Source organism: Microcoleus sp. FACHB-68 (assembly GCF_014695715.1).
Lineage (GTDB): Bacteria > Cyanobacteriota > Cyanobacteriia > Cyanobacteriales > Oscillatoriaceae > FACHB-68.
Window position 1 is genome coordinate 78,748 of record NZ_JACJOT010000005.1, and the last position, 15,883, is coordinate 94,630.

Genomic DNA, 15,883 nt, shown 5'->3' on the forward strand with positions numbered 1-15,883 from the left:
TATATGTTTTGTATAGATCATGAGATAAAAATCCCTATTTTTTATAAAAAATGAACTTTTAGAGATTCCAAACAATAGAGATTTGCTATACATTTTGTTTAAAAATTTTACTTGCAACTCTCAATAAGCTGATTTCCCCGAAAGTCGAATTCTAGCTTTTTGGTAATCAGTAAATTTCACAGAGCTAGCGTGAGAAAAAGCCAATAAAAAACGACAAGTGACGAGAAGAATGACTTGTCACTTGCCACTTGAACGCCTAAACCGGCTAGTCTATTTGACGCTCATAGGTTGCTTCCATCGTACTAATGAGAGAGTGGCCGGCCATGATCCCACTAGAGTGATAATACTTATTAACATCCATGCGGTGCAACGTTTCAAAACCACTGCGGCGCTGCCGATCACCGAGTACCCAGTAGCGTTGCACAATCGATTCCGGGGCGATCCAGCCTTCACCCTCTACTCGGCCAAGTTCGCTGTGCTGGAGTACAAAAGTATATTGACGCTCGCCTCCGTCAAGGTGTCCTCGGTACTGAAACGTAATTTCACCCCGCTCGCTGCCTGGAAATATTAGCTTTGTGACCATCGTGAACCAATTGTCTTGATTCCAGGCAACTAAAGTTCTACCTTTGACAGGCATCGGCATTCCATTGCGCTCTAGCCAGTTGCCCTCTAACATCCACCGACCTGATTGCATTAAAAACGTGTGACTCACGGCATGATTCCTTGGTTGAACTAATTGCTGCCGTAATGGCCTTGTCTGGTATCTTATTGCCTTTCGCCGGCAACAAAGAAATCCTGTTAATTGCTCACAACTCCTGTGAATAAATTCTCTTCTTCCTTCGTGATCGTGCCTGAAAAAATTATTCCTACTCTTCGCCCGGTTCAGGCAAAGAATATGGGAAATGAATATCACCGAGGAGCATCGGCTTGCACGCACCTGTCACCAGTGGGAGATTACCGGGAATGCCCCTCTGACGCCAATAAGCTAGCACAGCAAAAGCAATCGCTTCTTTGAAATCAGCATTTAAACCGGCTTCATCAGTTGTTAACACCGGCACAGACTGAAGTTGGGCTTGCAGCCGGCTTCTTAAGTATAGATTTCGGCTACCGCCGCCGCACAAGAAGACTTGATCCGGCATTTGGGGTAAAAAAGTCCGGTAGCTGTGAGCAATCGAAGCAACCGTGAGTTCAGTTAGCGTGGCTAGTAAGTCAGCTGGTGTGAGGGAATAAGCTTCAGCCTCACTAAGACAGCCTTGAAGGTAGTCTGGGCCAAACAGTTCCCGGCCTGTGGATTTGGGCGGTGGCTGGTGAAAAAATGGGTGCTGCAACCACTGCTCAACCAAACTCAGACAAGGGGTGCCGGCGGCGGCTAAAGCACCGTCTTTGTCGTAAGTTTGAGCGCCATTTGTGAGCTGTTGCACAGCCAGATCCAGCAGGACGTTACCTGGGCCGGTGTCCCATCCCACCGGCTTTTGCATCTTGGAGCCGGCTGAGGGTAAATAGGTGACATTGCCAATGCCACCAAGGTTTTGAATGCAGTGGCTGCGGGTGGGATGGGTGAGCAAACACAGATCGATTTTGGATACCAAGGGCGCACCCTGGCCCCCGGCAGCAATATCAGCAGCACGAAAGTTATTGACTGTGGGAATGCCGGTTAAATGGGCGATCGCAGCACCCCGTCCGAGTTGCAGGCTGTAGCCCAACGGTAGAGAAGAATCATTTGTGCCCGGATCTGGCTGAGGTGGACGATGATAGACTGTTTGGCCGTGAGAACCAATCAAATCAGTTGGGGTGCCGGCGGCAACGGCGGTGGCTGCCAAAGCAAATTGCTGAGCAATTGCATCATCAAGTTCTGCCAGTTCTGCCATTGAAATTGCCGCGCCGGCACAGATGGCCAGAATTTGCGCTCGGAGTTGGGCGGGATAAGGATAGGTATCTGCCGCCAGTAGCTGAATTTTTAAATCGAATTCAGTGCCGGTGATATCGACTAAAGCGGCATCAATGCCATCTACTGAGGTGCCGCTGATCAAACCAATCACTTTGGTCATCTATCTGCTGTGTGCTGTTTTTTGTTCGCTGTCAATTGTCCTTTGTCAAGGATCTATGTTTCATGACTGCCCACTTATGACAAATGACTACTGCATCGCAATTTCCATCAGGATTTTCTGGGCGGATTGCTCGTTGCCTTCCTCTGCTGGACGACGCTGAATGTAGCTGCCATCAGACTGTAACTCCCAAGCTTGGCGGTTATCTGCTAGCATGACTCCCAAAATTTCTTCCAGGTCTTTAACAATTTCGGGTTCTTCCACCGGCACGATCGCTTCAACGCGCCGGTTGAGGTTGCGAGGCATCCAATCGGCGCTGCCGGTGTAAACTTCTTCTTGACCTCGGTTGTGGAAGTAATAAATTCGGGAGTGTTCTAAAAAGCGACCGATAATGCTGATGACGCGGATATTCTCGCTCACCCCAGGCAGTCCGGGACGCAGGCTGCACATCCCACGCACAATCAGATCGATCTGTACGCCGGCACCAGAGGCTTCGTAAAGTGCCGCAATAATTTGTGGGTCTACGAGGGAATTCATTTTGGCCACAATCCGGCCCGTGTGACCGTTGCGGCAGTGGTCGATCTCACGCCGGATCAGTGAAATCATACGTTCGCGCATATTCACCGGCGCGACGAGAAGTTTGCGGTATGATCGCTGCCGCGAGTAGCCGGTTAAGTAGTTAAACAAATCTGTTAAATCTGCACCCAACTCTTCCCGGCAGCTTAACAGTCCTAAATCTGTATAAATCCGGGCGGTTTTCGGATTATAGTTGCCGGTGCCGATGTGGACATACCGGCGCATCCGATCTTCCTCTCGCCGCACCACCATCGCAACTTTGGTGTGAGTTTTTAGCCCCACCAAACCATAAACCACATGAACGCCGGCTTTTTCTAGCTTCCGCGCCCAGTGGATATTATTTTCTTCATCAAACCGGGCTTTCAGTTCCACTAAAGCCGCCACCTGTTTGCCATTTTCCGCCGCTGCGATCAAGGCGTTGACGATGGGGGAATCTCCAGAGGTGCGGTAAAGTGTCATTTTAATTGCCAACACCGCTGGATCGTGGGCAGCTTGCGTGATAAAGCGCTGCACCGTTGCGGCAAACGATTGATACGGGTGATGCAGCAGCCAATCTCGCTGGCGGATGAGTGCGAATATATCTTCTCCCTCGTCGCTATCTACTTTCGAGTGTTCCACATGGGGTTCACTCAGCCGGCGGAACCGAGGCGGAACCACCGGCGTCCACGGGGGATCTTTAAGTTCCGGCAGGGGCAATGCCATAAAGGACATCAAATCCCCTAAACTCAGCAAACCCTCGACTTCGTAAACATCACTTTCCGCCAGAGAAAGCTCCTCTCTGAGCATTTGCTGCACGGGTATCGGCATGGCGGCTTGAATTTCCATCCGCACAACCGATCCACCAAACCGGCGTTTCCGCAATTCCTGCTCAATTGCCAGCAGCAAGTCATCCGCCTCGTCTTCTTCCACTTCCAAATCCGCATTGCGGGTAATTCGGAACGGGTGATATTCCTGAATGTTCATGCCGGGAAACAGGAATTCTAAATTATGAGCAATTACCTGCTCAAGCGAGATAAACAGAAAAGCAGTTTCGCTGCTTCTTTCGGCTGCCGGCAAAGAGACAAACCGGGGCAAAACTTTAGGCACTTTGACTCTGGCAAAAAATTCTTCCTCACTGTCCGGATCTTTTACCACAACTGCTAGGTTCAGGCTGAGGTTAGAGATATAGGGAAATGGATGACCCGGATCGACTGCTAAGGGCGTTAGGACGGGAAAGATTTGCTCCTCAAAATACCGTTGCAGATACAGTCGTTCCTCTTGGTTTAAGTCTACATATTCCAAGATGTGTATGTTGTGGTTTGCTAAAATCGGTCGGATTTCCCGCTCAAAATGCTGGTGCTGTTCCGTCACCATCGGGCGGAGTCGCTGGCAAATCACATCTAGTTGATCTTGCGGCGAACGCCCGTCGGCAGATAATTTACTAACTTTCGCTTCTACCTGCTGTTTCAAGGCGGCGACGCGAACCATAAAGAACTCGTCTAAGTTAGCGCTGAAGATAGCCAAAAACTTCAGGCGTTCTAGTAGTGGCGTCCGGGGATCAAGGGCTTCACGCAAGACTCGGTTGTTAAACTCCAGCCAGCTTAGTTCGCGGCTGAAGTAGTATTGCGGATCACTGAGGTTGATTTCGTCTCTAGTTGTCTGGGTTGTGGTCATGATTTTGAGTGGGTGTGGGCATGAAAAATAGCTGGGGGCTAAAAGCGTTTGGCAAGGTGGAAGTATTTGGGAGGTTTGTATTTATTCTTTATTTAAAATTGCTAAGTGCCTCTACTAAATTTTGCTATGCGCTGCCCTCTGTGAGAAACTGCCTTTACATTCCGAAAGCTTCGTCTTCGATGCCAACCCACCACTCCCCTAATTTCATCAAGTCCTGGTGAATATCGGCTAGCTCTTTGGCATAATCTTCAGCCGAAAGGGTGTCTTTGCTCTCTTGCAATTTTTTTAAGCGCAACTGTACCAACAGCCAGGGTTTAGAAATGCTGTCGGTGGCTTCAATGTACTGGGCCAGTTCTTTGCTATTCATTGTTTAAGGCTTGCTTATTGACAGATAAAATTTTATGTGCTTATCTGACCTTGAAGGAATCTAGAAAAAGGAGTAATGTTAGCGCCGGCTGGCTTCACTCTAGAGGCTTGGCCTTGATCACTTAATTAAGGAAGTGTTTCTCACGATTGTATCTGTTGGATTAACTCAAAAATACAGCCGATTGAGGAGAAATAGTTATCTTTAATAAATTAACAAGAAAATAACGGTTTTACTCAAAAATAACGCAATTTTTATTCTTTTAGGTAAGCAACATAATTGCCGGCACTCTGCTCATTTTTCCAGATAAATGGCCAGAATCCTATTGCCTTTAATTTTGATTTTAAATACTTTTTTGTATGAGGATGTAGTGATTTTAAGGAAAGTATTTAACCGGCAGCCTTAAACCCATCGGCCTATCTCAACTAAACCGATAAAAACCCGGCTGTTTTAAACCGGGTTTCTCAAGTCAGTAAATAACTTGCTTAGGAAGCTTTAGCCAAGTTTTCGGCGACGAAATCCCAGTTAACTAGGTGATCGAGGAAGTTTTGAATAAAGTCAGGCCGGCGGTTTTGGAAATCGAGATAATAGGCGTGTTCCCACACATCCAGAGTCAGCAGCGCTGTTTGCCCGTTTGCAAGGGGGTTTTCTGCGTTGCCAGTCTTGGTGACTTTCAGAGTGCCGTTATCTAAAACCAGCCAAGCCCAACCGCTACCAAATTGGGTGGTGGCAGCGGTTTTGAACTCTTCTTTGAATTTGTCGTAGCCGCCGAGGTCTGAGTTGATTTTATCGGCAAGTGCGCCGGAGGGCTGACCGCCTCCACCTGGTTTCATGCAATGCCAGAAGAAGGTGTGGTTCCAAACTTGGGCGGCGTTGTTGAAGATGCCGGCTTTGCTGGAATCTTTAGAGGTTGCGGTAATGATTTCTTCAAGAGATTTGTCCGCGAGTTCCGTCCCCTCGATTTGTTTGTTGAGGTTATTCACGTAAGCTGCGTGATGCTTGTCGTGGTGGAAGGAAAAAGTTTGTGCCGACATATGGCCTGATTCTAAGGCATCGGCGGGATACGGTAACTCAGGAAGCGTAAATGCCATTGTGTTCAATCCTCTCTAAACTGCTTTTAAGCACTGAATCGGCTTTCAGGCTTTATTAAGCTGATCGTGTCTTCTCACCGGCATCTAAATTGCTTCGGGCCGGTGGCTATCAGACTTAATGATAGAATTTTATATCAAAAGTCCCGTTTCAACTCAAGTGCGTCAGTTTTAAGGCGCAGGGCAAGCCCATCTCAATTCAGGCTATTGTTCACCCGGCACACAAGTCAGAACCATTGCCGGTTAGCCTTTGTTAAGTCGTTTAAATAAACTTTAAAGTCATCTACAGCTTTTTTTCTAGAGCAAGTGCCTTCGCAATTCCTTCAATTCCAGCGTCCCATCTATGGTTGCTGGTGTTACATTTAGAACACTCTAGGGTTCTAAGTATTCAGCATTACACTTCGACTTAATATTTTTTCGCTCTTTCGAGAGAAATGTGGGCAAAAAGTAGCGACTAATGAAATCACAAGTAATAATGTACAAAAAGTCAACTTTTTTAAGAATGATTTTTATTGCTAAAAATGCTCTCAAAGAAAATAAACCATATCTCTAAAGTATTAGGCTGCTTCCAAGTTTGGTGGTTGGCGACTCAAACCCAGACCGGCAGCGCCCCTCAGCACCCTATGGGCAAAGTCAACATAGCAGCAGATTCGCGCTCAGCCTCATCGTTCATTTCTGTACACTGCCGGTTCAAAGGTTTTTTTTACAAATACCCGTTAAAAGGTTACAAATGATACTAGGCCAAGAAAATCTGCTTCATCAAATCACCAATCGCATCCGGCAATCACTAGAATTGCCAGAGATTTTGAACACAGCCGTGCAAGAAATCGGCTCCTACTTAGAAGTAGACCGAGTCAATATCTATAAATTTGATGCAGATGACAGTGGGGCAGTCATTGCCGAAAGTATCCAAGAGCAGCGCTTACCCTCACTGCTGGGCCTGCATTTTCCTGCCGATGATATCCCGCCGCAAGCCAGGGAAATGTTTCTTAAAACACGTCAGCGAGTGATTATTGATGTGACCGCTCAGCGGAAAACCTTTAATCAGTTGGATTGTGCAGAAACCGGAGAAAATCTGAGCGTTGAAGACATCCGCTACGCGCCGGTTGACGAGTGCCACGTTCAATATCTTTTGGCAATGGGAGTGCTCGCGTCTTTAACCGTGCCGATTGTCTATCAAAACCGGCTTTGGGGACTGCTTGCCATCCACCACACCCAACCGCGCCGCTTCTCAGAGCGAGAGTTGCAAATTGTACAACTTTTAGTAGATCAGATATCCATTGCCATTGCTCAGTCTAACTTGGTCATTCAAGTGCAGCAGCAGGCACACCACGAAGCCATGATTAATCGAGTAAGCAGCCTCCTCCACTGCCCCCTTAATCAGGCTGAAATCCGGCAAATGGTTCTAGAAGAAACAGTTAAAGCACTGCAAGGTTCTGGCGGGCGGCTACATATTGTTGTGGAACCGGCATCGCAGCCATCACAAATCTATACTTATGGCGAACAGCCGACGGTGCCGTTTATTGAAGAAACAACCGTCTGGAAAGAACTGATCGGTTGGCAGGAAACGCCGGCAACCCATAGTTCAACTCATGAAGAAATTGCCCTCGCTTGGCAACAAGCAGGAAAATCACTGATTGCACTCGATATCAACACTCAAAGCAGCCCCACCTTCAGCAGCAGTGGAGTGCCCTCCCCCCAGATCATCACCGACTTCTGTGGCGACATTCAAGGGCAGTCCCTAGCGTTTGCCTTTCAATCCACGCCAATTCGCTCAATCTTGATCATCCCACTCCAGTACCGGCACCAATGTGTGGGGTGCCTGAGTATTTTTCGTAACGCTTATGATACTGAAATTTTGTGGGCAGGGCGCTACAACCGTGATGAACGGAACCTGCACCCGCGCAAATCATTTGAAGCTTGGCGCGAACTCAAAACAGAGCAAAGTCCAGAATGGACTTCCGATGAAATCAAGCTGGCACAGTCGATTGGGATTCACCTGTATATGGCGCTGATGCAAAAGCGCGTAGAATCTATGCTGCGCCATCAAGCATCCCATGATCGGCTCACAAAGCTTCCCAACCGGCTGCTATTTGACGAACAACTTTCCCTGGCACTAGCAAACGCCCATCAAACAGGAGAAATGCTGGCGGTGGCATTTCTAGATTTAGATCGCTTCAAAACCGTTAACGATACTTTAGGTCATGCAGTTGGTGATCAGCTATTGCAGCAAGTAACAGAACGCTTGCGGGGTTGTCTTCGTAAGTGCGATGCCGTTGCGCGGTGGGGTGGAGATGAATTTACGCTTTTGTTCCCCCACATTGGTTATGTGGAAGACATTAGCAGAATTTCTCGGAGAATTTTGGATGCTCTGAGCACTCCGTTTTTTATCGAAGCTCAGGAACTTTATATCAGTGCAAGTTTAGGAATTTCCTTAGCTCCCTATGATGGCGAAGATGCAGAAACGTTGCTGAAAAATGCAGATACTGCCATGTATCGGGCTAAGCAGCAGGGGAGAAATAACTACCAGTTTTACTTGCCTGATATGAACACTAAAGCGCTAGAAAAATTGGAGCTGGAAGCCGATTTGCGTAAGGCGTTGGCAAGAGACGAGTTGCTGCTGCATTACCAACCTCAAGTAGATATCAATACAGGCGAAATTGTCAGCTTAGAGGCGCTGATTCGTTGGCAGCACCCGCAGATGGGATTGGTGCCACCCAATCAGTTTATTCCCTTAGCAGAAGAAACAGGACTGATCTGCTCGATTGGGGAATGGGTAATCCGGAGTGCGTGCAACCAGCATCAAGCTTGGTGCGAACAAGGGCTGCCACCGATTCCCATTGCGGTCAATCTTTCTGGCCGGCAGTTTCAACAGCAAGGTTTAGTCAAAACGATCAAGCAAATTATACAAGAAACTAACGTAGATGCTTGTTATTTAGAGGTAGAAATTACTGAAAGTATTGCGATGCAAGACATCGATTTCACCATTGCTGTTTTGCAAGAACTGCGGCAAATGGGAATTAAAATTGCAATGGATGATTTTGGGACGGGTTATTCTTCGCTCAATTCTATCAAATACTTTCCCCTACATACTATCAAAATCGATCAGTCGTTTGTGCGGGATCTCCTCCAAGATCCTAGTGATGCCGCAATTGCAAAAGCCGTTGTCGCTCTCGGACAAGGTTTGAATTTAGAAGTATTAGCTGAAGGAGTTGAGACGTTAGAACAGTTAGCATTTTTACAGTCGATTGGCTGTGACAGCGCTCAAGGCTATCTTTTTAGCAAACCGCTGCCTCCAGAAGCCGCTTTTCAACTGTTAAGCAATTGGGTGCCGGCGCAACCACAGCAGCCTTTAAATGAGGGAAACAACTTAGAGGGTTTGCTGTCTTACGCGCAGGTTAGTGAGGGTGCGGAATTGGCAACTCAAATATCACTAGCAAAATTCAATGAAAATAGAAACTATGATGAAGAAATTTTGATTCGTGCAAAAGCTCTTGAAGTGGCGAATCAAGAACTTGAACAACAAATTATTAAATACAAGCAGATTGAAGAAGCGCTGCGCCAGCAATATAAACAAGAGCAATTAATGGCAAACATTGTTCAAAAAATCTGTTTTAACTTTAACTCAGAAGAAGTTCTAAACAAAATTCTTAGAGAAGTAAGACAGTTTCTTTCTATTGATCGACTCATCTTTTATTGTTTTGAATTTGATTGGAGTGGGCGTGTAACTGTAGAATCTGTGGCAGAAGGTTGTCCATCCATTTTAGGAGTAAAAATAGAAGATTGCTGTTTTAAAGAAAACTATGTTCGTTATTACAAAGAAGGGCGGGTGAGAGCGATAGAAGATATTTATGACGCTGTTTTAGCGCCCTGTCACATTAATTTATTGGCTCAGTTTCAGGTCAGAGCCAATTTGGTTGTTCCTGTCCTGCAAGGAGATAATTTGCAGGGGTTGTTAATCGCTCATCAGTGTTACGAACCCCGACACTGGCAGCAGAATGAGATTAGCCTGCTTAACCAAATCGCACTTCAAGCGGCGATCGCTATCCAGCAAGCTGAACTTTACCGGCAGCTAGCCAGCGCCCAACCCCAGCCGTAACAGCTTTAAGGGTGAGGGCGAGATTATGAGAAAATCTTTTAGACAAAACAAATAGGAAAGCGGGAAAAATGGCTTGCCAGAGTGCCGGCTCTCAAATCACAATGGCAAAGAGAGCGGCATCATGGCAGTTGTTATGTTTTGTAAATTAAAATTAAGAATTGAATACAGCCCCCGTCTGGTTGATAAAACTTTATGAATCAAGAGCAGATTGAGCGGCGCTTGCAGCGGTTAAAGGAGGAGCGAGAACTCATCCTTAACCAAGTTGATAATGCGATTGCGCTGTTTGACCAATTTGATCGCTTAATTTTGTTTAATCGCAAACTCGCTGAAATTTGGGGGATGTCGCCTGATTGGCTTCAAGAGCAGCCTCATTATGACGTCGTTTTTGCCCAAGTTGTAGAACAAAGCTATTGGTCAACTGAGCAGGTAGAACAGCTCAGGCAAGCCCTTGAACAAACAGAAAGCGAGAGTGTTTCCCTGTATCTAGAACAGGCAAATGGCATCTGCTTGGAGGTTTATACCACCATGACTTCCGATGGGGGCCGGCTGTTTACCTTTCGGGATGTCACCGGCTATCGCAGATCCCAAGATAACTTGAATGCTGAAGTCAGGCGTCTGAGATTTATACTCGGTTTAACGGAACGGCTACAAGCGTCTGTGGAACTGCGGGAAATTGGCCACTTTGCCCTGAGCTACCTCGTACAGGCGATGAATGCTGCCTTTGGGGATGTGAAAGTGATTAACGGCGTCGGGGTTGATCGTTACGCCGGCATCCTCACCAATCAAATTTCCACTGAATTTATTGCCACTTATGGTGCGCCGGCTGTAGCTGAGATGGAAGCGGTGCTGGCTCAGGGCATTCCCTACGGGCAAGGATTGGTTTGGGATGTTGTAGAAACCGGCAAACCCTTATTTGTGGATGACTATCAAAACCACCCAAAAGCAGTGCCGGCATTTCGCCATCCCGGTATCGGGCAGCTGGGCATCTTTCCCATTCCCTCCACCACCGGCAAAATTATTGGGTTGCTCACCTTAGAATCGCGCAATCTGCAAAAACTGCAGGAAGCCCCCCAACAGGATATGCTACTGGCAGCCTGTCGCACCTTGGGTGTGGCGATCGAACGCGCCGAAGCCCAAGCCCACTTACAGCAGATTAATAAAGATTTAGAGCGAGCATCCCAGCTAAAATCCGAGTTTTTGGCGGCGATGTCTCACGAACTGCGGACGCCCCTCAACAGCATTCTGGGCTTCGCAGATTTGCTGCACCGGCAAACTGGTGGCCCTTTGACGGATCGACAAGTTAATCATGTCAAGGCGATTGAAAAAAGCGGCCAGCATTTGTTGCAATTGATTACGGATATTTTGGATTTATCTAAAATTGAAGCCGGCAAAGCTGAGCTAGATTTAGAGCCGGTTTCAATCCAAGAACTGTGCGGGCAGTGTTTGAAAATGATTCAACCCCGCACCCAAGCCAAGGGCTTAGCACTGACGCTGGAATTAGATTACCGGCTTAATCGTGTCATGCTCGATGAGCGTAGGGTGCGGCAGATGGTGATTAACTTACTGTCAAATGCGGTTAAATTCACCCCGGAAGGAGGACACATCAAGCTGGCTGGGCGGTTAGCTTACGGCACTCAACTGGCGCAAGATGTTCGCCCTGACAGAAGTCCGGTAAATCCCATGACGCCGTACCTGTGTTTGGAGGTGAGTGATTCTGGGATCGGGGTGCCCCAGGAAAAGTGGCACTTGCTGTTTCGCCCGTTTCAACAGGTAGATTCTTCCTTGACACGCCGGCATGAAGGCACAGGTTTGGGACTAGCGCTAACAAAGCGGCTGGCGGAACTGCATGGGGGGACGGTGTCGTTCCAATCAATTGCCGGTGAGGGTAGTACGTTTCGAGTTTGGCTGCCGGTGACGGAACCGCGCCAGGAGGTGCCGGTTGCTCATGATCGGCTTGCCAGATTAAGCCGTTCTAGCAAACATCCCAGTTTTGGTGGAAGTGCAACTGCTGTCGCCCTCAAGCGCGTTTTGGTTGTGGAAGATCAACCTTCTAACCAAATTTTGATTGCAGAGTTTTTGGAGTCTGAGGGGTACATGGTTGAGCTGATTTGTGATGGTTCTGCCATGTTGGAGGCGATTTACTCACCTTTGGCGACAGTCGGTTCACTGCCCGATTTAATTTTGATGGATATTCAGCTTCCAGATGTGGATGGGTTTGAACTGATCCAGCAGCTAAAAGCTCACACACTTTGGCAGCGGGTGCCGGTGATTGCGGTGACGGCAATGGCGATGCCGGGAGATCGTGAGCGGTGTCTTCAAGCCGGTGCGGATGGCTATTTAAGCAAGCCGCTTAATTTTGATCGCGTGTTTTCAACAGTGCGTTCTTTTGCCGGCTCAAATTAATATAGAGCCGAAGCAAACCGTATTATGGCTTAAAGGCACAAGAGGCCGGCCAGACTGAATCAGGGGCATCTAAATTAACGATTAATAATTGAGGATTTAAAAGTTTCCTGAGAGAGTTTTAAATTCTTTCACCTATCCTGCAATGCCAATTTCTTCTCAATTTTATGTCAAATAATCAGCCCTGCATTTTGCTTGTTGATGATGAGCCTAACAATTTATGTTTATTAGAAGAATTACTGCAATCAGAAGGGTATGACACCCTTTTGGCAGAATCCGGGGCTAAAGCGCTGGAAATCGCCAAGACATCATTGCCGGCAATGATTTTGCTGGATGTAATGATGCCGGATATGGATGGGTTTGAGCTGTGCCGGCGTTTGCGCGAAGATGTGAATTTACAAACAGTGCCGGTGATCTTTTTAACCGCTCTTGATGATGACGATTCTCGTCTGAGAGGATTGGAGATGATGGGCGATGACTATATTACCAAGCCGGTTAAAAGCACCTTGCTGCTAAAAAAGATTGCTAGTGTCTTGTATCTACACCAGATGCGAATGCGGCAATCGCAAATTCAAATTGGGCAGCAAATGAAGGAAAAAACTCAGCGAAATATGGCAGCCGCTTGGCAAATAAATCAAGCGCTAACGGAAAAATTTCGCCTGTTTGTACCAGAACAATTTCTTCAACGTATTGCGCCGCGCGGTGTGGAATCGATTGAGCTGGGGAATGCGAAAGAGGAAGAATTATCAATTGTCTTTTGCGATATTCGCGGTTTCACGGCAATTGCAGAATCCCAGCAAGCAATTGATACGTTTAACTGGTTAAATGCGTTTTTTACGCAGATGAATCAAGCGATTTCATCCCAGTTTGGGTTTATTGATAAGTTTTTGGGCGATGCGATTATGGCGGTTTTTGACCGGCCAGGACAGCACGCGCAAGATGCTTTGAATGCGGCGGTGATGATGCGGCAAAACTTGCGTGCATTTAATGCTAGCCGGGATTTATTTAATTTAAAAGAGCCGGTAAATATTGGAATTGGGGTACACACCGGCACAGGTTTGATTGGTACACTTGGGGCAAATTCTCGCATGGATTCAACCGTGATTGGTGATGTGGTGAATACGGCATCTCGGTTGGAAGATTTGACAAAAGTCTACGGTTGCCAGGTGATTGTTAGTGATGCGGCAATTGCTGAGTTAAATCAACCGGAGTTTTTTCATTTACGCTGGATTGATCGGGTTGCACCGCGTGGCAAGCAGCAGGCGATTAATATCTACGAGGTACTAGGTACACAAACTCATCCCCTTGATGAGGCGAAGATCCTGTCACTGCCGGCATTTGAGATGGGCATTCAATCATGGCAGCAGGGAAACTTTCCGCTAGCAATAGCATCTTTTCAAGAAATTGTCAACAAAAATATACGAGATACTGTTGCGGCGCTTTATATTCGGCGCTGCGAGTCTCGCTTAGGTTCAGTACCGGCAGAGTTTGAGCAAAGTGGGCCGGCTTGGGATGGAGTGCCGGTGGGGTAAACAAATTTTTGAGCTGGCGACTACAAATGTCTTTAAGACGATGAGATCGGCTGCTTTGATAGGTGTTGATAGATAAGCTTTATAATTATTATCTTTGACTTTCGGTTGTGCTTAACTCAACCGCAAATACACAACATCAATATTTACTTGCCACAATAGTAATAGAGACTACTCGACAGTCCGTAAAGTCCTAGAGACAATACGGACTTTCTTAGCCAATCACAACAAAAGCATATTCAAGAGGTTTAAAAATGGCAACTCTCCAACAGCGCCGGCCTGAAAATATCGCTGGTGACTTTTATGTGGATAGTACCTGCATTGATTGCGATACGTGCCGGTGGATGACTCCAGAGGTATTTCGCAGCGCCGGCGATCAGTCAGCAGTTTATCACCAACCCACAGACGAAGCCGAAAGATTGAGAGCGATGCAAGCGCTTTTGGCTTGTCCGACCGCTTCGATTGGCACAGTTGAAAAGCCAAAAGATATCAAAGACGCACAGCAAAGTTTTCCCATCCCAATCACAGAAAATGTCTACCATTGCGGCTACCATTCAGAAGACTCTTATGGGGCTGCAAGCTACTTAATTGTGCGACCGGAAGGTAATATTTTGGTCGATTCTCCTCGTTTTGCCCCGCCCTTAGTCAAGCGGATAGAAGCAATGGGAGGGATTCGCTATTTGTATCTTACTCACCGAGATGATGTGGCAGATCATCAGAAGTTTCAGCAGCATTTTGGGTGTGAGCGAATCTTGCATAAAGATGAAATCAATGCCGGCACTCGTGATGTGGAAATTCAACTCACTGGATTTGAGCCGGTAGAATTAGCACCTGATTTGTTAATAATTCCCGTTCCAGGTCACACGAAAGGTCACACAGTTTTACTATACAAAAACAAGTTTCTCTTTACCGGCGATCATCTTGCTTGGTCTGAAACTCGCAACCATCTAGTTGCTTTCCGAGATGTTTGTTGGTACTCGTGGCCAGAATTGCTTCAGTCAATGCGCCGGCTGGCTGAGTATGAGTTTGAATGGGTGCTTCCCGGTCATGGTCGCCGTTTTCATGCAGATAAAGAGGCGATGCGTCAACAGATGCACAATTGCATTAGCTGGATGGAAAGGTAATAGAAGAAGCCGACCTGGTTTCCAGGATTAGAAATAAGCCGGTAAACTCGGTTACTGTTGGTCGTGAACCAAGTATTTAACGATCAAAATTTTAATGCATATCTTTTGTAAAATACCCGTTCTAGATAAATTGCTGAAAAACTCAATGGATTTCTCCCTGTAAAAATGTATTGTATTTAAGGGATGTTCGTTCAATGCCAGTTAGTTGATGTTATTCGGTGCCTTTGATGCCAAAACTATATATCTGGGTTTTAGTCTTGCTGTGTGGTGGTCTCTTTACTCTGTGCGATTCTTTAAGCGCAAATTGGGGAAAGACCGGCGACTTGAAAAGTATTGCGATTGTTTGCCTGCTTTCCCCAAGTACCTACCTGTTTTTTGGCTTTCTGAATAAGCAAGTAAAACTCGGTGTTGCCGGCTCATTAGTGAATCTGACCATTGTCATTGGAACTGTTTTAGTGGGAACTTTCTATTTTCACGAAATCTTGAGCAGAACTCAAATGTTAGGACTTGCTTTTGCAGGTCTTGCCATTGTTTTACTGAATGCTTAAAACAGGAAGCAAATATAGAGGCGGTTGAACCCTAGCTAAACAAACGAAGTCGGCGTGGCGGACTTAAAATTTGTCTACCCGCGACTTCATCGGAAAAGCTATTTTGATCGAGTAATTTCAACAGTAATTTTACCGCCAAAGTCGGGGATGGGGGCAGCCGGCTTGCTTAAGCGAACTTGGACTTGCTGCACCTGTGCCGGTTCTAAGCTAGCCTCTGCGATCGCATCAACTAATCGCTCGATTAAGGCAAATTTAGAGGTTTTTACTAAGTGTTGTATGGTGGAAATCACGCTGCGATAATCGAGGGTGTCTTCGATGTGATCGCTTTTGCCGGCTATTGCCAAATCGACCCAGAGTGTGATGTCCACTTCAAACCATTGACCGAGAACTTGTTCCTCTGGCAGGTAGCCGGTATATCCATAACATTTGATGCCGGTGAGTTGAATTGAATCCATTA

11 protein-coding genes are annotated in these 15,883 nt (G+C 46.7%); 5 read left to right on the forward strand and 6 right to left on the reverse strand.

What is annotated here, in order from left to right; all coding sequences use genetic code 11:
- Window positions 1–265 precede the first annotated feature (265 nt).
- From H6F73_RS04465 to H6F73_RS04485, 5 genes are all read right to left on the reverse strand, one after another.
- A complete protein-coding gene (locus tag H6F73_RS04465; protein WP_190757613.1) occupies window positions 266–712 on the reverse strand; it encodes a hypothetical protein in 447 nt (148 codons plus the stop codon).
- Window positions 713–866: 154 nt separating this feature from the next.
- Window positions 867–2,048, reverse strand: a complete 1,182-nt coding sequence (locus tag H6F73_RS04470; RefSeq protein ID WP_190757614.1) for an anhydro-N-acetylmuramic acid kinase — start codon at window positions 2,046–2,048, stop codon at window positions 867–869.
- Between the two features lie 87 nt (window positions 2,049–2,135).
- Entirely contained in the window at window positions 2,136–4,274 is a 2,139-nt protein-coding gene (locus H6F73_RS04475; RefSeq protein WP_190757615.1) for an RNA degradosome polyphosphate kinase, read from the reverse strand.
- Window positions 4,275–4,428: 154 nt separating this feature from the next.
- The gene (locus H6F73_RS04480; RefSeq protein WP_190757616.1) at window positions 4,429–4,641 is read right to left on the reverse strand and encodes a hypothetical protein; all 213 of its coding nucleotides are present in this window, start codon (window positions 4,639–4,641) and stop codon (window positions 4,429–4,431) included.
- 482 nt (window positions 4,642–5,123) lie between these two features.
- Window positions 5,124–5,729 (reverse strand): superoxide dismutase, encoded by a 606-nt coding sequence (locus H6F73_RS04485; RefSeq protein ID WP_190757617.1) that lies wholly within the window; start codon window positions 5,727–5,729, stop codon window positions 5,124–5,126.
- Between the two features lie 727 nt (window positions 5,730–6,456).
- On the opposite strand from H6F73_RS04485, the gene H6F73_RS04490 reads away from it, so the two are divergent.
- From H6F73_RS04490 to H6F73_RS04510, 5 genes are all read left to right on the forward strand, one after another.
- A complete protein-coding gene (locus H6F73_RS04490) occupies window positions 6,457–9,825 on the forward strand; it encodes an EAL domain-containing protein (protein ID WP_190757618.1) in 3,369 nt (1,122 codons plus the stop codon).
- Between the two features lie 192 nt (window positions 9,826–10,017).
- A complete protein-coding gene (locus H6F73_RS04495) occupies window positions 10,018–12,228 on the forward strand; it encodes a response regulator (RefSeq protein WP_190757619.1) in 2,211 nt (736 codons plus the stop codon).
- 164 nt (window positions 12,229–12,392) lie between these two features.
- Entirely contained in the window at window positions 12,393–13,757 is a 1,365-nt protein-coding gene (locus H6F73_RS04500; RefSeq protein ID WP_190757620.1) for a response regulator, read from the forward strand.
- Between the two features lie 251 nt (window positions 13,758–14,008).
- The gene (locus H6F73_RS04505) at window positions 14,009–14,878 is read left to right on the forward strand and encodes an MBL fold metallo-hydrolase (RefSeq protein ID WP_190757621.1); all 870 of its coding nucleotides are present in this window, start codon (window positions 14,009–14,011) and stop codon (window positions 14,876–14,878) included.
- A 227-nt stretch (window positions 14,879–15,105) separates the two neighbouring features.
- The gene (locus H6F73_RS04510) at window positions 15,106–15,426 is read left to right on the forward strand and encodes a hypothetical protein (protein WP_190670146.1); all 321 of its coding nucleotides are present in this window, start codon (window positions 15,106–15,108) and stop codon (window positions 15,424–15,426) included.
- Between the two features lie 98 nt (window positions 15,427–15,524).
- Here H6F73_RS04510 and folB read toward each other — a convergent pair whose 3' ends face one another.
- Window positions 15,525–15,881 (reverse strand): dihydroneopterin aldolase, encoded by a 357-nt coding sequence (folB, locus tag H6F73_RS04515; RefSeq protein ID WP_190670144.1) that lies wholly within the window; start codon window positions 15,879–15,881, stop codon window positions 15,525–15,527.
- Window positions 15,882–15,883 lie beyond the last annotated feature (2 nt).